The 18,749-nt window shown below is 30.4% G+C and carries 20 protein-coding genes; 8 read left to right on the top strand and 12 right to left on the bottom strand.

Annotation, left to right across the window (positions count from 1 at the left end; translation table 11 throughout):
* Nucleotides 1-42 precede the first annotated feature (42 nt).
* Nucleotides 43-1,503: a S41 family peptidase gene (locus BT151_RS10240; protein WP_072401843.1), complete on the bottom strand. Its 1,461-nt coding sequence runs from the start codon at nucleotides 1,501-1,503 to the stop codon at nucleotides 43-45.
* Nucleotides 1,504-1,663: 160 nt separating this feature from the next.
* Here BT151_RS10240 and BT151_RS10235 point away from each other — a divergent pair, with 160 nt between their 5' ends.
* Genes BT151_RS10235 through BT151_RS10220 form a run of 4 tightly spaced genes read left to right on the top strand, consistent with a single transcriptional unit; the run spans nucleotide 1,664 to nucleotide 3,802 of the window.
* The gene (locus BT151_RS10235; RefSeq protein ID WP_072401841.1) at nucleotides 1,664-2,173 is read left to right on the top strand and encodes an RNA polymerase sigma factor; all 510 of its coding nucleotides are present in this window, start codon (nucleotides 1,664-1,666) and stop codon (nucleotides 2,171-2,173) included.
* On the top strand, nucleotides 2,160-2,645 hold the full coding sequence (locus BT151_RS10230) for a hypothetical protein (RefSeq protein WP_072401839.1): 486 nt from the start codon (nucleotides 2,160-2,162) through the stop codon (nucleotides 2,643-2,645). Before BT151_RS10235 ends, BT151_RS10230 begins: the two co-directional genes overlap by 14 nt.
* Nucleotides 2,646-2,685: 40 nt before the next feature.
* Nucleotides 2,686-3,246, top strand: coding sequence for a DUF4252 domain-containing protein (locus BT151_RS10225; RefSeq protein ID WP_072401837.1), 561 nt, complete (start codon nucleotides 2,686-2,688; stop codon nucleotides 3,244-3,246).
* 13 nt (nucleotides 3,247-3,259) lie between these two features.
* Entirely contained in the window at nucleotides 3,260-3,802 is a 543-nt protein-coding gene (locus BT151_RS10220; protein ID WP_072401835.1) for a DUF4252 domain-containing protein, read from the top strand.
* 47 nt (nucleotides 3,803-3,849) lie between these two features.
* On the opposite strand, the gene BT151_RS10215 is transcribed toward BT151_RS10220, so the two are convergent.
* The 3 genes from BT151_RS10215 to BT151_RS10205 form a co-directional block, all read right to left on the bottom strand.
* The gene (locus BT151_RS10215; protein WP_072401833.1) at nucleotides 3,850-4,047 is read right to left on the bottom strand and encodes a hypothetical protein; all 198 of its coding nucleotides are present in this window, start codon (nucleotides 4,045-4,047) and stop codon (nucleotides 3,850-3,852) included.
* 11 nt (nucleotides 4,048-4,058) lie between these two features.
* Entirely contained in the window at nucleotides 4,059-5,402 is a 1,344-nt protein-coding gene (gene purB / locus BT151_RS10210; RefSeq protein WP_072401831.1) for an adenylosuccinate lyase, read from the bottom strand.
* A 66-nt stretch (nucleotides 5,403-5,468) separates the two neighbouring features.
* Nucleotides 5,469-6,041 carry an adenylosuccinate lyase gene (locus BT151_RS10205; protein WP_072401829.1) on the bottom strand — a complete coding sequence of 191 codons (573 nt, stop codon included), beginning with the start codon at nucleotides 6,039-6,041 and terminating at the stop codon, nucleotides 5,469-5,471.
* 44 nt (nucleotides 6,042-6,085) lie between these two features.
* Here BT151_RS10205 and BT151_RS10200 point away from each other — a divergent pair, with 44 nt between their 5' ends.
* Both BT151_RS10200 and BT151_RS10195 read left to right on the top strand, forming a co-directional pair.
* Nucleotides 6,086-6,559, top strand: coding sequence for a heme-binding domain-containing protein (locus tag BT151_RS10200; RefSeq protein WP_072401827.1), 474 nt, complete (start codon nucleotides 6,086-6,088; stop codon nucleotides 6,557-6,559).
* A 92-nt stretch (nucleotides 6,560-6,651) separates the two neighbouring features.
* Nucleotides 6,652-7,890 carry a glycosyltransferase gene (locus tag BT151_RS10195; protein WP_072401825.1) on the top strand — a complete coding sequence of 413 codons (1,239 nt, stop codon included), beginning with the start codon at nucleotides 6,652-6,654 and terminating at the stop codon, nucleotides 7,888-7,890.
* 13 nt (nucleotides 7,891-7,903) lie between these two features.
* Here BT151_RS10195 and BT151_RS10190 read toward each other — a convergent pair whose 3' ends face one another.
* Both BT151_RS10190 and BT151_RS10185 read right to left on the bottom strand, forming a co-directional pair.
* Nucleotides 7,904-8,692: a transglutaminase domain-containing protein gene (locus BT151_RS10190; protein ID WP_072401823.1), complete on the bottom strand. Its 789-nt coding sequence runs from the start codon at nucleotides 8,690-8,692 to the stop codon at nucleotides 7,904-7,906.
* Between the two features lie 144 nt (nucleotides 8,693-8,836).
* Nucleotides 8,837-9,517: an SIR2 family NAD-dependent protein deacylase gene (locus tag BT151_RS10185; RefSeq protein ID WP_072401821.1), complete on the bottom strand. Its 681-nt coding sequence runs from the start codon at nucleotides 9,515-9,517 to the stop codon at nucleotides 8,837-8,839.
* 136 nt (nucleotides 9,518-9,653) lie between these two features.
* Between BT151_RS10185 and BT151_RS10180 the strand changes: the two genes are divergently transcribed.
* Nucleotides 9,654-10,310 carry a TrmH family RNA methyltransferase gene (locus BT151_RS10180; protein WP_072401819.1) on the top strand — a complete coding sequence of 219 codons (657 nt, stop codon included), beginning with the start codon at nucleotides 9,654-9,656 and terminating at the stop codon, nucleotides 10,308-10,310.
* A 6-nt stretch (nucleotides 10,311-10,316) separates the two neighbouring features.
* Here BT151_RS10180 and BT151_RS10175 read toward each other — a convergent pair whose 3' ends face one another.
* From BT151_RS10175 to BT151_RS10155, 5 genes are all read right to left on the bottom strand, one after another.
* Nucleotides 10,317-11,075 (bottom strand): carboxypeptidase-like regulatory domain-containing protein, encoded by a 759-nt coding sequence (locus tag BT151_RS10175; RefSeq protein ID WP_072401817.1) that lies wholly within the window; start codon nucleotides 11,073-11,075, stop codon nucleotides 10,317-10,319.
* Between the two features lie 192 nt (nucleotides 11,076-11,267).
* Nucleotides 11,268-12,044: a carboxypeptidase-like regulatory domain-containing protein gene (locus BT151_RS10170; RefSeq protein WP_072401816.1), complete on the bottom strand. Its 777-nt coding sequence runs from the start codon at nucleotides 12,042-12,044 to the stop codon at nucleotides 11,268-11,270.
* Between the two features lie 105 nt (nucleotides 12,045-12,149).
* Nucleotides 12,150-13,997 (bottom strand): DEAD/DEAH box helicase, encoded by a 1,848-nt coding sequence (locus BT151_RS10165; protein ID WP_072401814.1) that lies wholly within the window; start codon nucleotides 13,995-13,997, stop codon nucleotides 12,150-12,152.
* 404 nt (nucleotides 13,998-14,401) lie between these two features.
* Nucleotides 14,402-15,634 (bottom strand): M48 family metallopeptidase, encoded by a 1,233-nt coding sequence (locus BT151_RS10160; RefSeq protein WP_072401811.1) that lies wholly within the window; start codon nucleotides 15,632-15,634, stop codon nucleotides 14,402-14,404.
* A gap of 113 nt (nucleotides 15,635-15,747) precedes the next feature.
* Nucleotides 15,748-16,542 (bottom strand): TrmH family RNA methyltransferase, encoded by a 795-nt coding sequence (locus BT151_RS10155; RefSeq protein ID WP_072401809.1) that lies wholly within the window; start codon nucleotides 16,540-16,542, stop codon nucleotides 15,748-15,750.
* An 85-nt stretch (nucleotides 16,543-16,627) separates the two neighbouring features.
* Between BT151_RS10155 and BT151_RS10150 the strand changes: the two genes are divergently transcribed.
* Nucleotides 16,628-17,413, top strand: a complete 786-nt coding sequence (locus BT151_RS10150) for a DUF6503 family protein (protein ID WP_072401807.1) — start codon at nucleotides 16,628-16,630, stop codon at nucleotides 17,411-17,413.
* Nucleotides 17,414-17,447: 34 nt separating this feature from the next.
* Here BT151_RS10150 and BT151_RS10145 read toward each other — a convergent pair whose 3' ends face one another.
* Nucleotides 17,448-18,746 carry an amidohydrolase family protein gene (locus BT151_RS10145; RefSeq protein WP_072401806.1) on the bottom strand — a complete coding sequence of 433 codons (1,299 nt, stop codon included), beginning with the start codon at nucleotides 18,744-18,746 and terminating at the stop codon, nucleotides 17,448-17,450.
* Between the last annotated feature and the right edge of the window lie 3 nt (nucleotides 18,747-18,749).

Raw genomic sequence — 18,749 nt, 5'->3', positions numbered from 1 at the left:
GAATTTTAATTTTTGTAGGTTTTTTTTATTTAAAAAGATATTTTACTCTATAAGCATACCACCTTCTAACGGATTAAAATCATTACTATCTTTTAATAATTTAAATGACTTTTTAGGTTTAGATTTTATTGCAGAAAATTTACCGATTGAGTTTTCAATGTCAGCCAAAGCTAAAGCTAATAATGGCTCATTTACATCGCCTAAAACACCATAATTTAGTGGGTATTCCTGGTATTCAAATCCTAAAGAGGGTGTTAAACCAGTTCCTGGTACTTCTTCATTATTTTTGTTAACACCAGTAGCAATTAATGGTTGCATGGCATAAGTATGACTTGGATTAACACCTTCTCTTTGAAAATTAGGAGAATCATAAAGTGTTCTTGAAGCTTGAGTTTTACCAGTTGTGTTGGTTCCAATTTGTATTACTTCTATGTAAGGATACAAACCATTTATTAAACCTTCGCTTGCTGATGCAGATCTACTTGTTGTTAATACATAGATTTTATCAAGATTTAAGCTGTTTATAGGATTTCCATTTTGTAATTTATTCTGAAAGAGATAATTAGTGTTTTCAGATTGAAAATTACTATTAAAAATTAGTTTCTCAAAGATATCTCCAGTAAACTGACCTGTTATCATACTAGCCAAAAAAGCTGTAGTACTTACCGAGCCACCTGGATTGTATCGTAAATCTAATACTAAATGCTGTATATTATTTGATTTGAGTTCACCAAAAACTGTGTTTAATTCATTTTCAGAACCATCAGTAAAACCATTGTACATTACATAACCCACATTTTCTCCACCAACATTAATAACATTAGTTTTAAATACAGGATTTTCTGTGTATTGTACTTTACTTAGTGTTATATCTTCATCAATTGGGTCAATACTATCATCAGTTGTTTCTACGGTTCCCTTATCGTTGAAAAAACCAAGATTTAATGTATACGTTTCTTGGTTTAATAATGTTCCTAAATTATTATTGGTAAGTCTTTGTCCGTCTATAGCATAAAAAATATCACCACGTTTTAAATTAGTATTATCTGCAGGACTATTAGGTAGAACCAATCTAATAACACCAAAGCCTTCTGTATCACTATTAGGAGAAGCAAATAAACTAAACTCTATACCAGCAGTACCAGTAGTTCCTTCAAATTGTTGCTCTAATGCAATATAATCATCAACAATCCAGCTGAATCTGTCTACCGTTTCAGGTTGGTATATAAGGCTTTCAAACAAATCTTCTGGAGAAAAAAATGAGTTTAAGTAATTATTATATACATCATTTGTTCCATATCTATTCTCAATTGTATTAATTCCAAATTCATCATCAGATAGTTTTTGAATATTATCTTTATACAGATAAAAAGCATTCATGCCTTTCCAAACAAAATCATTTATTTGACTAGATGAAATTTGATTATCATCATTATCTTCGAAACAACTGGTAGCTAAAAAGGAAATAAAAAATAGTACTATTAGGGCTTTAAAAATTTTCATTGTAATGATTTTATTATAAGTAGTCTATGAAACCCTAAATTTACTTACATTATTGTATTATAAAAAATAAATTTATATGTATTGTAACAAATTAAATCTTAGTTCGTCGTAATATCAAATAGCGATAACTAAGCTGTTTTGCAAACTAAACCAAACCAAAATGACTCAGACAGAGTTTTTAAATATTGTAATGCCTTTTAAGGACAAAGTATTTCGTTTAGCAAAACGTTTACTAGTATCTACAGAAGAAGCAGAAGATGCAACGCAAGAAGTTCTGTTAAAATTGTGGAAAAATAAAAAGAAGATACAAGAGTATAAAAATGTTGAAGCTTTTTCTATGACAATGACAAAGAATTTTTGTTTCGATAAATTAAAATCTAAACAAGCACAAAACTTAAAAATTGTACATAGTAATTATGAAGACAAACAAACATCATTACAAAAACAAGTTGAGTTAAATGACAGTGTAGATTGGGTAGCAAAAATAATTGAAGATTTACCCGAGCAACAAAAAATGATAATTCAATTACGAGATATAGAAGAATACGATTATGATGAGATTGCAAAAATGCTAGATATGAATAACACAGCGGTACGTGTAAACTTATCAAGAGCGAGAAAAACAATAAGAGAAAAATTAACTAATACACATAATTATGGTATTAAATAATATAGAAAAATTACTAGAAAAGTACGAAAACGGAGAAACATCCCTTAAAGAAGAGCAAGTGTTGAAAAACTATTTTTCGAGCGACACTGTAGCGCCACATTTAGAAATGTATAAACCTATGTTTGAGTATTTTTTAGTAAATCAACAAGAACAATTTACTAAAGACGTTCCATTAAAAACTAAACGAACTTTTAATTACAAATGGATTTCTGTCGCAGCAGTAGCGGTTCTTATGTTGGGGTTTTATTTTAAACAACCAATAGAATCTTCTTATAAAGAATATGCTTATGGAACTTATGATAATCCCAAAGATGCGCTTAATGAACTTGAAACTTCGTTAGCAATGATTTCAAGTCATTTTAATAAAGGCGCTTCAACTGTTGGATATTTAGAAGAAGTAAATAAAGGAACTTCAGCACTAGGTTATCTTAACGAAATTGAAAAAACAACAAGTATAATTTTTAAAAATTAATTAATTAACAAGTCATTTAAATAATTTAAAAACAAGAACAATGAAAAATAAATTAATAGTATTCGTATTAGCCATTATGTTATTACCTTTAACAGGCATGGCACAAAGTAATATTTTTGATAAATACAGTGACAATTCAGATGTAACTTATGTAAATATTAAGCCAAAAATGTTTCAAATGATAGCTAAAATTGGTGTAAGTACAGATGATCCAGAAGCGCAAGCTTATATGGATATGGTAAAAAGTATTACCAGTTTTAGAACTATTGTAACAGATAATAAAACAATATCAGCAGATATTTCAAAATGGGTAAAATCTCGTTCTAGCTCTTTAGAAGAATTAATGGAAGTTAAAGATGATGGCACAAATGTGAACTTTTACATAAAAGAAGGAAAAGATGCAGACCATGTAAAAGAACTTTTAATTTTTGTAAATGGTATTGATAAAATGATGGATGATAAGATAGAAATTAATGGGCAGCAACGTCGTATAGAAACTGTTGTAGTATCTCTTACAGGCGATATCGATTTAAATGAAATTTCTAAGCTTACTTCTAAAATGAATATTCCAGGAGGGCAACATTTAGAAAAAAAGAAATAATAATTCATCAATCATGAAACGAACAATCCAATATATAATTTACACCTTTTTTGCCACAGTTATTTTAATAAGCTGTGGCGATGGGTTAAGTTTACAACGTTATTATGTAGACAACCAAGAGGTTAAAAATTTTATAACCCAAGATATACCACTCTCTATGATAGAGATTGATAAGGATAGTTTTACCGAAGAACAGAAAGAAGCTTATAAATCAGTCAATAAATTAAATTTTTTAGGATATAAATCTAATGAAACTAATCTTGAAGCTTTTAATGCAGAAATAGCTAAAGTTAAAATCATTTTAAGTGATAGTAAATATGTTGATTTAGTGGAGTTTAGTGATAAAGGAAATAAAGTTATTGTAAAATATATAGGTGATGATGACGAAGCAGATGAAATAGTTGTTTTTGGTAGTTCTAAAGAAATGGGCTTTGGTATTGTTAGAATTTTAGGAAATGATATGAACCCAGAAAAAATGGTAACGTTAATAGATGCTTTTCAAAAATCTAATATTGGAGAATCTCAAGTACAGGATATTATGAATTTTTTCAAGTAATTTATAGTCTGTTAAAATAAAAAAAGCTTCCTAAATGGAAGCTTTTTTTATTTTAAATCATCTTGTTCTTGTTTGTCTTCTTTTTGTTTTGAACTTACATAAAACAAGTTGATAATAATTGTAAAAAATATAAGAGTGAGAACAGTTAAAACAACAAAATTGTCAAGAAGGTCTATTATTCCAAATACAAAAACACTACCGGCCATGATGCCAGAAAGTATTAAAGATTGTTTGTTGTTTAGCATAAATTTAAGAATTAAATTCCTGTATAATTACTAGGTGTAATACGTTTTAACTCTTCCTTTATTGTATTAGAAACCTCTAAAGTATCAATAAAATTAGAAATTGATGCTTGGTTTATTTTTTCGTTAGTTCGTGTTAAACCTTTTAAGGCTTCATAAGGATTTGGATATCCCTCACGACGTAAAATAGTTTGAATAGCTTCTGCAACCACAGCCCAATTGTTTTCTAAATCTTCAGCAAATTTCTTTTTATTCAACAATAATTTTTCTAATCCTTTTAAAGTTGATTTAAAACCAATTAAAGTATGTCCAAAAGGGACACCTACATTACGTAACACAGTACTATCCGTTAAATCACGTTGTAATCTTGAAACTGGAAGTTTAGCAGAAAGATGCTCAAAAATAGCATTTGCAATGCCTAAATTACCTTCAGAGTTTTCAAAATCTATAGGATTTACTTTATGTGGCATTGCAGAACTTCCAACTTCACCAGCTTTAATTTTCTGCTTAAAATAATCCATAGATACGTATGTCCAAACATCTCTATCTAAATCAATTATTATAGTATTAATACGTTTTAAGGTATCAAACAATGCAGCCATATGGTCGTAATGTTCAATTTGAGTTGTTGGAAATGAGTGTTGCAAACCCAATTTTTCTTGTACAAATGTGCTTCCAAAGACTTTCCAATCTATGTTTGGATAGGCTACATGATGTGCATTAAAATTACCAGTTGCTCCACCAAATTTTGCTGCACTTGGTATATCATTTAGTAAATTAAATTGCTCTTCAAGGCGAACAGCAAAAACCTCAATTTCTTTACCAAGTCGGGTAGGAGATGCAGGTTGGCCGTGAGTTCTTGCAAGCATAGAAATCGCGCTCCAATCTTTTGATAAGGCTTTTAATTTATTTAAAACAATAAAATATTCGGGCACATAAACATCGTTCATAGCATCCTTAATACTTAAAGGAATTGCTGTATTGTTAATGTCTTGTGAAGTTAGTCCAAAGTGGATGAATTCTTTGAATTCAGATAAACCTAAACCATCAAATTTCTCTTTTATAAAATATTCTACGGCTTTAACATCATGGTTAGTAACGCTTTCAATTTTTTTAATAGCTAAAGCATCTTCAGTTGAAAAATCTTTATAGATCTTTCTTAAATCATCAAAAATAGTATTGTCAACACTTTTTAGTTGAGGCAAAGGAATTTCACAAAGTGCAATAAAATATTCAATTTCAACTAATACTCTGTATTTTATTAAGGCTTCTTCAGAAAAATAAGGTGCTAATTCGTTTACTTTATTTCTATATCGCCCATCAATAGGAGAAATGGCGTTAAGTGTTGATAATGACATGTGTTGTGTTGTTTTTTTGAAGTTTCAAAGATAGTTTTTTTCGATGGAAGACAGATACTAGAAGTTTTAAGTTTTTTTATTTTTTAACTTCTTAAGTATATGTTTTGCACGTGCTTTAAAACCAGAACTTTGCATTTGAAAATCGCGTTCTAGAATTAAAATTAATTCTGGACGAACCCAATCGTAATCTTTTCCAAACAAAAATAATGTATTCATTGAATAGGCTTTAGGAGCAATTTTTTCATCATTTATCATGTAGTCAAAACATGCTTCAATAATTTTTTTTTTATGTTTAGAAAGCAACACATGTTTAATTCTATTATCTGTTTTAGAATAATAGGCTTTTGCCAAATATTCGCAAATTTTTGCTACAGGGCGAACAGCAGAATCTAAATGAATTTTATGAATATTTTCTGTAAATACATCTAAATATGGAATAATTGTTTCTAAATTTTCGCCGCACATAAACTCAAAAACCCAAGCAGCACGAGGAGATACTTTATCATTAACCATAAATAGAATTTCCAAGAGTTTCGGAATTAAATCAGGATTATCTATAATTAGGTTAGCATAATGAAGCCGTTTTTCACGCGAGTGATTTACGTAATTTAATTCTTCATAAAGTTCTTTCGTAGTCAAAAGGTTTTCTTATTTTTAATTTTTTAAATATTAAAATTACTAAAATGAAAATAATAAAAAGGATATTGTGGGCATTGTTAATTGTGTTTATTGTTGCTCAGTTTTTCGGGCCAGAAAAAAATGAAGGTGAACTTGCTTCAATTCAGCCTTTTTTAGCAGAAACAAATCCGCCAGAAGATGTGAAAATTATTTTGGAAGAAACCTGCTATGATTGCCATAGTGACCATACACGATACCCTTGGTATAATAAAATTACGCCAGTAAATTACTGGTTGGCAGAACATGTAGAAGATGGAAAAAAGCATTTTAATTTATCTAATTGGGAAGGAAGTTCTGTGAAGCGTAAAGATCATAAATTTGATGAACTTATTGAAATGGTTGAGGATAAAGAGATGCCATTAGAATCTTATACATGGACACATTCTGAAGCTAAACTTAGCGATGCTCAAATTAAATCTGTAATCGATTGGGCAAAACAAGTACGTATAAAATATGCTTTACTACCAAAACCAGAATAAGAGTTTATGATATTCATTTACTGTTTATAGTCATTTAGAGATAAAGTTAGAAATTACATCACATTCTTTTTAGTTAAAATATTTATTAATTAGTGGTAAAAAAACTCCTTATTATAGGTATTGTTTGGCCAGAACCAAAAAGTTCTGCTGCTGGAAGCCGAATGATGCAATTAATAGAATTATTTATAAAACAAGAATATCAAATTACTTTTGGAACAACAACTTCCAAAACTACTAATGCCTATAATTTGGAAAGTTTAGGCATTATAGAGAAACAAATCGAGTTAAATAGCTCAAGTTTTGATGATTTTATAAAAGAATTTAACCCAGATATTGTTTTATTCGATCGGTTTATGACAGAGGAACAATTTGGTTGGCGTGTAGCTGAAAATTGCCCAAAAGCTTTACGAATTCTAGACACTGAAGATTTGCACAGTTTAAGAAAAGGTAGGCAACATGCTTTTAAAGAGAATAAACCATTCGATACCATTTATTTGTTTAATGATACTGCAAAACGAGAAATAGCAAGTATTTATAGAAGTGATATCAGTTTAATTATTTCAGAAGCTGAAATTGGTATTTTGAAAAATCAATTTAAAGTAGATGAATCGTTATTGCTTTATTTGCCTTTTATGCTTGATGAAATTGCAGAAGAAACTATTAAAAACCTACCTGAATTTAAAAGCAGACAGCATTTTGTAACTATTGGTAATTTTTTACATGAGCCTAATTACAATGCCGTTTTATATTTAAAAGAAACTATTTGGCCACTTATAAGAAAGCAACTTCCAAAAGCTGAATTATATATTTATGGAGCTTATGCATCACAAAAAGTAAATCAATTACATAATGTAAAAACTGGCTTTTTAATCAAGGGTTTTGTTGATGATGCTAATGAAGTGATGCAATACGCCAAAGTTTGTTTAGCACCCATAAGGTTTGGTGCAGGTTTAAAAGGTAAGTTGGTTGATGCGATGCAAAACGGAACACCATGTGTTACAACTACTATTGGAGCAGAAGGTATGTTTGGAGATATAAAACCTAATGGATTCATTGAGGATGAACCCCAAAATTTTGCCAATAAAGTAATTCAATTATATGAAGATGAAGAGCTTTGGAAAGAGAAACAACAAAACGGATATAAAATTATAAACACACGTTTTAGTAAATCTTATTTTCAAGATAGATTTATGTCAAAAATAACTGAAATAACACAACAACTTAATAAACATCGCCAAAATAATTTTACTGGTCAAATGTTACAACATCATGCATTACAAAGTACTAAGTATATGAGTAAATGGATAGAAGAGAAGAATCTAAAATCCTAATTAGTATTTTACCTCAATTTTTTATTTGTTCTACTTTAATAACTTGTTTTGTTGGATAAACAGCAGGTCCAAATTGATTAAATACAGCAACGTTGGCAGCGTCAAGTCCATAGCCAACAGCTACATAACCACCTTTTCGTCCAGTTTGAGTAGCATCAAAAGTATACCAACGTCCACCAACATAGGCTTCAAACCAAGCATGCATATCCATAGGATCTAACTTATGTAAATACCCAACTACCATTCGCGCAGGAATACTTAAACTTCTGCATAAAGCTATTCCTAAATGCGCTAAATCTCTACAAACTCCAGATTGCTTGTAGTTAACCTCTATGGCAGATATAGCATAGTCGCTACTACCAGGAATATAACTTATAGTATTTCGTAGCCAATTTTCAATTGCAGCTACTTGGTTATAACCTGGTAATTGGTTGTAAGTAATGTTATTGGCTAATTCACTAAAGCGATCAGATTCACAATAACGACTTGGTAATAAGTAGCTTAATACATTATCTGGTAAATTTTGAACATCTATAAAATTTGCTCCTGGAGCTTCATCAATATATTTAGATATTTTAACATCGGCTTGTGTAAATACAGAGAACGTCCCAATAGGAGCTATAATACGCTGGCATAAATTGCCAAAAAAATCTGTGAATTCGTAGGCCTGTAAATTAGGTTCAATATTATATGTTTCACGGGTTATCCACTGTTGTGCTCCACTACGGGGGCGTAGCATTAAAATAAAAGGCGTAGGGATTTCTATATTAAATACTAAATCGCAAGTAACTCGTAATAACATAAGTTAAAGTATTATAAAACCATATTTTAAGAAAGGAAGGTTCTTTCAAAAGTAGATGATTCAAACTGTTTTTGTGTTAAATTTTGTTTATTAATTGTTACTAGAATTTGCACTTACAATAATAAAAAGGACTTAAATTATTAATTATAAAGTTTTTAATAATTTAATTGTTATTCCAATCCCAATAGTCGCTTTTTCAGAAATAACAGTTAAATTTTTGTTGCTGGTAATATTAGGTTTTGGGTCAACAAAATAAATTGGTGTATTTTGTGGTATATAATGTATTAAACTTGCGGCTGGGTAAACCTGCATAGATGTACCAATAATAATTAAAATATCTGCAGTTTCGCAAATGCTAACTGCTTTTCCAATCATAGGGACGTCTTCTCCAAACCAAACAATATGTGGGCGTAATTGGTAGCCATTTTTGCAGGTGTTGCCTAAAACTAAATCAGCTTTCCATTCTTTTATATCGTTTTCTTGAAAAGTGCTTCTTACTTTAAATAATTCGCCATGTAAATGAATCACGTTAGTACTTCCTGCACGTTCATGTAAATCATCTATATTTTGAGTAATTACAGTTACTTTATAATCGTTTTCAAGTTGTGCTAAATCATAATGAGCTTGGTTAGGAGTAACTTCCAAAAGCTGTTTTCTACGTTGGTTATAAAAGTCTAAAACAAGTTCTGGATTTGCTCTAAACCCTTGTGGTGATGCTACTTCCATAACATCATAACCTTCCCATAAACCATCAGCATCTCTAAACGTTTTAATGCCACTCTCGGCACTCATTCCTGCTCCTGTAAGTACAACGATGTGTTTCATGTTATAAATATAATAACTTTTTCGTCATTGCGAATATCACTTTTGTATGATGCAATCTTTTAAATTTTACTCCATATAAAAGATTACCACGCTACTTTGTTCCTTGTAATGACATAAACTTTATTAAATTTGATTTATGATAGATTTAAAACTTTTAGAACATCTTGAAACATACCTAACAAATAATAGGCGAGAACGTTTTGATGCTGTTTTATCCCAACGAACTAAACATTTTACAGTTGCTACAGAAGATGTTTATCAACTTCATAATACGAGTGCTGTAATGCGTAGTTGTGATGTTTTTGGTATACAAGAAGTTAATATTATAGAAGAGAGAAACTCAAAGCGTATTGATAGAGAAATAGCTATGGGTGCTCAAAAATGGGTGGATTTAAATAGATACAATAATGTTAATGATTGCATTACAAGTTTAAAACAAAATGGATATCAAATTGTGGCAGCAACACCTCACACTAACGATTGCCAATTACACGATTTTGATGTTACAAAGAAGTCATGTTTTTTCTTTGGAAGAGAGGCAGAGGGGTTATCTAAAGAAGTTTTAGATGCCGCAGACTGTTATTTAAAAATTCCTATGGTAGGTTTTACAGAGAGTTTGAATATATCGGTTTCAGCTGCTATTATTTTGCAACATGTTACCACGAGATTGAAACAAACACAAATTAAATGGCAATTATCTGATGATGAAATAAATGAAAAACGTTTAGATTGGTGTAAAAAAACTATTAAAAGCTATGAAGACATTGTAGAGCGTTTTTATAATTTAAAATAACTGATTTTAATTTTTAATGAGAGAGTCATTATTTTTATAGTCATTTAAAATTACTAAAAAATCATTACTACAGTTAAGTAACTCATCAAGTAATAAAAACTGATTTTCCTTTAATATTAATTTCTTTTCAATTTGTTGAGCTTCACAATAATCAAAAAATAAGAGTTTATAGTCGTTTGGTATTTTTAAATCTTTATTTAGTAGTTTGTAATTAAAAAAGGTGTCGTTTGTAAATAACGAGTCAAACTGTTTAAATGAAATAGGAATTATAGAGCTCTCTTTTGGTTTTTTCTTTTTAAAAAGTTTACCAATTAATCCTGCTATAGCGATCAAATCTATAGAGCCATTAGGTTGTGTACCATATTTATAAGGGTTTGATTTAATATCATTTTTTATTTGTTCATTTAAAGTGATAGTTTGCTTTTTTTCATTAAAAGGTTTTGGTTTTGTATTGTTTAAAAGAACTTCATCTAATTCGTTAACAGTTTTTTTAAGCTCTATAACTAATACTTCTTTAAAATGATTTTTATTAACTACTAGTGTTTTTTGGCTGTGAAATAATGAGTAAAAAATTAAGGTGTCATTAATATTAGCATCAATTTCAAAAACACCATTTTCATCAGTATAATTAAGTTGCTCTTTTGTAGTGTTGTAAACCGTTGCACCTTTTACCGTAGTTTGGCTATCATATACTTTTCCAGTAATGTTTTGAGATACCATTATAATTGGAAAAAAGATAAGAATGATGCTTTTAAGTTTATACATTTTAAGTTTTAATATTATCAAATAAATACATTAAAAAAGATTAATAATCTCATATTATGATACTTTAACACTATTTTTAATTAAAAATTAACGTTTTATAAAATTTAAAATTTTGATAAAAAGTAGTTTTAAGGCATAAAAAAAGAGGAGACCAAATATGATTTCCTCTAATATAATTTTATATTTAAAGTTTTAAAGACGTTTACTTCTTCCGCGACTTAAAAGCTTATATTCTTCATAACATTCGCTAATAGCATCAAGTATTTGTAAATCGTTTGCCGATTGTATAAACCCTTTTGAATAATTACACTGACTCACAATTTCATCTAAATCTACACGATCTACTTGCAGTAAAACGGTTAACATTTCTCTATCAAAACGCGAGGCTAATAAGTTTCTAATTTCATCATCTTCCTTCATCTTTTTTAGCTTTCGCAGTTCATTTGGTTTTTTACCAAACATACGATATAAAAAATCTGCAGGATTAAAAATAGAACCAATAACATTGGTTAATCCCGATTTTTTACTAGCTTCATAACCTGTGCTTTCTAAGCCTGAAATGCTATATCTATAATTGTTATTAATAGCAGGTACTTGCTTAATATCAACTTCTAAAAACCCTGTTAATTTTAATTGATTTACTACAACTTCTTCAAGCGCTAGAGCTAATTCTGTTAGTTCAATTTTAGAACTTCCAAATTTTAACCAGTCGTTTGTCACTCTTACTTTTATAGATTTAAAACCTAAATAAGAAAAGTGTAATGTATCATTTACTTTAGCAGAGATTGTAAATTCTCCTTTGTTATTAGTAGTTGTACCAACAACTTGATTAAGATTAACAATATTTACACTTTCTAAAGGTGTGTCATCAGAAGAATTTACTATAACACCTAAAACCTTATCAGCTTCTTGTGCTATGCCCATAACTGAGGCAAATAAGAATATAAAAAGGAGTAGGTTATTCTTCATAAAATTTTCTTTATCAACGCTAATTTTGTTATAAAAGTACTAAACAAAAAAACAAAACAAGGGCTGTGAGTTTTATTTTGACTTAAAATTAACAAAAAAGTTTAACTATCGTCTAGAACGTCTTGCTACAGAAGGTCTAGAACCAGAATCTGATCGTCTAGATTTATCTGAGTTAGAATCACTTCCAGAACGTCTTGGTTTTGAAGAGCCTTCACTACGGCGTCTTTCACTTCTGTTTCCAGAACCACCGTTTTTGTCATCGCGTCTTCCGCCACCACGTTTATCATCACGTCTTCCGCCACTTCTTTTACCATCGCGTCTTCCGCCACCGCCACGGTTTTGAGATTCTTCAACATTTACAAAACGACCTTCATGTTTAAAGTCGGTAAAGAAAGCTAATACTTTCTCTTTTAATTCATTTTCAGTATTAAAAAATGAGAAGCTTTCTTTTACTTCTACTTTAAAGACATCATCTCTACCAAGTTCTAAAATTTCTTTTAAGAAATCTTTTAGTTTCATCCAATCAAAACCATCTTTACTACCTACGTTTATAAAATAACGAGTAGAATCAGATTTTCCACCAAAATCACGACCACCATCACGTCCGCTTTCTCTATCAAAAGAACCTTCGGCAATATTTAAGTTTTTAGATTTTTGGTAATAATTGTAAAAACGTGTAAACTCAACCGAGAAGAATTTTTTAATTAATTCATCTTTAGTAGAATCTGCAAATAACTCATTAATACTTGTTAAGTATTTATCAATTTCATGGTTTATTTCTGTATTGTGAATTTTGTTGGCAAGAGACATTAATTGCACTTCACAAATTTCCATTCCATCTGGAATTTCTTTTTTCTCAAAAGCTTTATTAATAATACGCTCAATACTTTTTATTTTACGCACTTCACTTTTTGAGACAATAACCATAGAAACACCTGTTTTCCCAGCACGACCAGTACGACCAGAGCGGTGTGTATAGGTTTCAATCTCATCAGGTAATTGGTAATTTATAACGTGTGTAATATCATCAACATCAATACCACGAGCAGCAACATCGGTTGCAACAAGCATTTGTATTTGTTGGTTTCTAAACGATTTCATAACTAAATCACGTTGATTCTGACTTAAATCACCGTGTAAAGCACCAGCGCTATAACCGTCTTCAATTAGTTGCTCAGCTACTTTTTGAGTATCTCTTTTTGTTCTACAGAAAATAACTGAAAATATATCAGGATTTGCATCTGCTAAACGTTTTAAAGCCGAATAACGGTCTCTAGAATTTACTAAGTAATATTCGTGAGATACGTTACTTGTACTTTCATTTTTATTTCCAACAGTAATTTCCTGTGGATTTTTCATGAATTTTTTAGCAATAGTAGCAACCTCTCTTGGCATAGTTGCAGAAAACAACCATGTGTTTTTATCTTCTGGAGTGTGTGATAATATATCTGTAATATCCTCTTTAAAACCCATGTTTAGCATTTCATCAGCTTCATCTAAAACACTGTATTGTATTTTAGAAATATCAACCAAACGTCTGCTAATCATATCCTTCATTCTACCTGGTGTAGCCACAATAATTTGTGCTCCACGCTTAATTTCACGTGCTTGGTCTGTAATGCTAGAACCACCGTAAACAGCAACTACATTAAGTCCTTTACAGTATTTACCATACAATTTCATTTCGTTGGTAATTTGCAAACAAAGTTCACGTGTTGGCGATAAAATTAAACCTTGAGTAGTTCTGCTATCAATATCAATTTTTTGAAGCATTGGGAAACCAAACGCGGCTGTTTTACCTGTTCCGGTTTGTGCTAAAGCCACTAAATCGGTTTCAGACTCTAATAAAATAGGGATTGCTTTTGCTTGAACTTCACTTGGTTTTGTAAAACCTAAATCTGTAATTGCTTGCAATAGGTCGTCATTAAGACCTAAATCTTGGAATGTGCTCATTCTTTTGTATAAGTATTCGATTATATTATGTGGTGTTACATAAGAAGCGAATCGACATACTTAAACCTAAACTTCCAGTAACACATCCTCACTCTGAGGAATTTAAACTCAATTTTTCTTGAGTTTCAAGCGGCAAAGATAGTCTTTTATTCTTGATTAACTAATGTTATTATAAATCTTTGGTTTTGGGCGTTTTAACACGCTTTCACTACTCAATCTTTTTAAAGCCTAGTTGCGAAAGGAGGCACGACTGTGGCAATCTGCCTAATTTTATTTCGAATCAAAATAAATACTAGTCGAGTTTTAAAAAGGATTTCAAACATGTCGTTCAATCGTTAACGCAGGTATCAGCTAAAACAAAAAACACACCTTACTTTTCGAGTCAGCTTCATTTCATGCTAATATTACTTCCTCAAATTCTCAATGCGTTCCAATAAAGTAGGATGTGAATAATGCATAAACACATAAGCAGGATGTGGTGTTAAATTACTCAAACTATTTTTAGATAGTTTTTTAAGTGAGGTTATAAGTGGTTCTGCTTTGTATGTGCTTTTCGCATAATCATCAGCTTGGTATTCAAATTTTCTAGAAAATAAGTTCATAATAAGCCCTGTGATTTCAGAAATTGGAGAGTATAATAATCCAAAAGCAATTAAGCCAATGTGAAAACTTGGTATCTCAACGCCTAATGCATTAGATAGTAATGGATTTGAAATAAATAATGATAAAATATAAAGTGTTAAACCTGTTAATAAAATAGAAGCGAATAAGTTAAATATAATATGCTTCTTTTTATAATGACCAACTTCGTGCGCTAAAACCGCAACAATTTCATCTTCATCTAAATCTTTAATTAATGTATCGTAAAGTGTTACTCGTTTTTCACTACCAAAGCCAGAAAAATAGGCATTGGCTTTTGTGCTTCTTTTCGAGCCATCAATCACAAATATTTTATCGAGTTTAAAGCCAACGGTTTTTGCGTATTTAGAAATATTATCGCGCAAGCTTCCAGATTCTAAAGGTGTTTGCTTGTTAAATAACGGAACAATAAGTTTTGAGTAAAACATATTCATAAATAAGGTGAAGACTGATACTAATGCCCAAGCGTATAGCCAAAAATATGTTCCAGTAACTTGATAAAACCAAATAATTAATGCTAAAATTCCACCGCCAACAATAGCCATCATTAACCAACCTTTAATTTTATCTAAAAAGAATGTTTTTAGAGTTGTTTTATTAAAACCAAACTTTTCTTCAATAACAAATGTACTGTAATACGAAAAAGGGGTTGTTAGTATGTCGCTACCAATCATAATAATTCCAAAGAAAATAAGGGCAATTATAATCGGGTTTTCACTGTAACTTCTGGCAATATTATCTACAAATTCAAACCCATCAAAAAGTAAAAAACCTAAAGTTAAAACAATAGAAAACGTTGAGGTTAGTAACCCGAATTTATAGTTAGTGGCTTTGTAGTTTTGAGATTTATTGTATTCTGTTTCATCATAAACATCTTTTAAATCTTCAGGCAGGTTATCATTATAATGTCTAGCATTTAAGGCATCTAAAACCTTGTCAACAATAAAATTGATGATAATTATAGCTATTATGATGTAGAAAAGGGTGTTTGCAGTCATATTGTATTTTTAGTGTCATTGCGAAAAGCGTTTCTAAGCGCCGCTGCAATCTGTTTTTATTTTAGTTTCGATTTAAAAGATTACTTAAGTCATTCCTCCTTCGTAATGACGAATTATTTAAAATCTCGTTGTCTTTTGGCTTCAAAAATAAGAATTCCTGCGGCAACAGATACATTCATGGAATCTATTTCACCTTGCATAGGAATAATAATATTTTGAGTTGAATTTTTTAACCATTCATCACTTAAACCTGTAGCTTCGGTTCCTACAATTATCGCAGTTGGTTTAGTGAAGTCTTGAGTATGATATTCTACCGAGGCTTGTAAAGCAGCGCAGTAAATATTAATGTTTTTAGACTTTAAAAATTCAATAATCTCATTAGTATTTCCCGTGGCAATTGTGTTTGTAAACACACAACCAACACTTGAGCGAATAATATTGGGATTATATAAATCGGTTTTTGGATTTGCAATTATAACAGCATCAACATTTGCAGCATCAGCAGTTCGTAAAATAGCACCAATATTTCCCGGTTTTTCAGGAGCTTCTGCGATTAAAACTAAAGGTATTTTTGTATTGAATTCTAAGTCGTTTATATCGTGATTTTTACTTTTAGCTACTGCAAGAATACCTTCGGTAGTTTCTCTATAAGCTAGTTTTTCGTAAACATCTTTTGAAATTTCTATAGTGCTAATATCACTAAGTGTTAGGTTGCTAAGTTGTTGCTCAGAAAATAATTCTGGGTAAAACAAAATCGTTTCTAACTCAAACCCACCTTTAATGGCTAGTGTAACTTCTCGAATCCCCTCAATTAAAAACAATCCGCTTTTTTTTCGTTCGCGAGATTTCTCTTTTAATTGAACAAGTTGTTTAATATATGTGTTTTGAGTACTTGTAATTTCTTTCATAATAATTTGAAGCAAAAGTAATTTATTTTAATGTAATTTTATTTAATAATTACCGACTTAAAAGCCTAATCTAATCAAAAGAAAAATGAAAAACGTACTTCTAATTGTTTTTGCTATTTTAATATTCTCCTGCAAAAGCAACACAAAAGAAACTACAAATTATTCCGAAGAAAATCTAGATGTTACAACAAGTATTTATCCAGAAAGTATATCAAAAGTATTCGATGCTCATGGAGGTTTAGATAAATGGAACTCTATGAAAAGCTTAGTGTTCGAAATGCAAATTCCTGAAGGAAAAGAAGTAACTACAACAGATTTAAAAAGTAGAAAATCATTAATTGAAACTGAAAAATTTAAAATTGGCTTTGATGGCAAAAACGTTTGGTTGAAACAAGATTCTTTAGTTTATAAAGGAAACCCAAAGTTTTATTATAATTTGATGTTCTATTTTTATGCTATGCCTTTTGTATTGGCAGATGATGGTATTAATTATGAAAATGTTGAACCTTTAGTTTTTGAAGGGAAAGAATACCCCGGAATTAAAATTTCATATGAGAGTGGTGTAGGAGAATCTTCAGATGATGAATATTTTTTATACTACAATTCTGAAACTCATAAAATGGAATGGTTGGGTTACACAGTAACGTATTTTACAAAAGAAAAAAGTAAAGAATTTCATTTTATAAAATATAGTAATTGGCAAATGGTAGATGGTTTGTTATTACCAGAAACTTTAACTTGGTATGATTATGAAAATAATTTGCCAACAACAAAACGAAATGATTTAAAGTTTACGAGCATTAAACTTTCTAAAGAAAAACCAGATGCTTCAGTTTTTGAAGCTCCTGAAGGTGCTGAAATTATTGAATAAAAAAAAGCGAGCTATTTAGCTCGCTTTTTTTTTATTATTGATTTTTATATTTTTCAGAGTAGCGTTTCCAAAGTTCGGTTTGATGTGTTTCTAAACTTACATCTCTACCATCAATAAATGCATGAGTTATAATATTTGTTCGCATATCTAAAGCATCACCGTCGCTTATAAATAGGGTCGCGCTTTTACCTTGACTTAGGCTTCCGTAATTATCATCTATTCCTAAAATTTTTGCAGGATTAAGTGTAATTAATTGTAAAGCTTGTTCTTTTGTTAAACCATGAGCTACGGTTGTACCTGCATAAAATGGCAGGTTTCTAGAATTCATACGTTCCATATCTCCACTAGCTTCTAAAGCGACTAAAACACCTTTTTCTACTAATAATTTAGCTGCTTTATATGGTAAATCATAATCATCATCATCAGAATTAGGTCTGGAGTGAACACGCATAAGTAAAACAGGAATATTATTTTCTTTTAAAACATCAGTTACTTTATAAGCTTCTCTACCACCCACAATCACCATGTTTTTGATGTCATTTTCTTTTGAAAAATTCACAGCATCAATAATGCCTTTTTCATCATCTACATGAACAAATAATTTTTTTGCCCCATTAAAAAGTCCATTCATACTTTCAAAAGGAAGATTGATTTTAGATTTATCACCTTTGTTATAAGCTTTACTATTAGTCATGTAGTTTGAAAGCTCAGTAACTTGTTCAGCATATTTATCATTTGCTTTAAGTGCAGGATCTTCACCTAACCACCAGCGGCCTCTACTAAAACTACTTGGCCAGTTTATATGAATACCATCATCAACTTTTATAGCAGCATCTTCCCAGTTCCAAGCATCAAATTGAACTATAGATGAAGTGCCCGAAACACGTCCGCCTCTTGGAGTAATTTGACCTAATAACACACCATTAGGTCGCATAGATTCTACCACTTTAGATTCCGCATTATAAGCAATTAAACTTCTTATATGAGGATTCCAAGTTCCTAATTCTGCTTCATCATCCGAAGCTTTTACGGCATCAATTTCAGTAAGACCTAATGTAGAATTCGGAATGATAAATCCAGGATATACATGTTTACCATTGGCGTCAATGACTTTAAATCCTGTTAAGTCCATTTTTACAACTTTACCATCTACTACAGACGAAATTTTTCCGTCTTTAATAATGATTAAGCTATTTTCAATTATTGATCCATCACCAATATGTGCTGTAGCGCCCATTATAGCAATATCTTGCGTTTGCTTTGATGCTGGAGTTTGTTGTGCTATTATTAAGAAAGAACACAACATTGAGATATATGTAAATATATTTTTCATCTT

This window comes from Flaviramulus basaltis (assembly GCF_900114265.1).
Taxonomy (GTDB): Bacteria; Bacteroidota; Bacteroidia; order Flavobacteriales; family Flavobacteriaceae; genus Flaviramulus; species Flaviramulus basaltis.
Note: the sequence above shows the minus strand (reverse complement) of the source record. Positions and strands in the feature narration are given on the sequence as shown.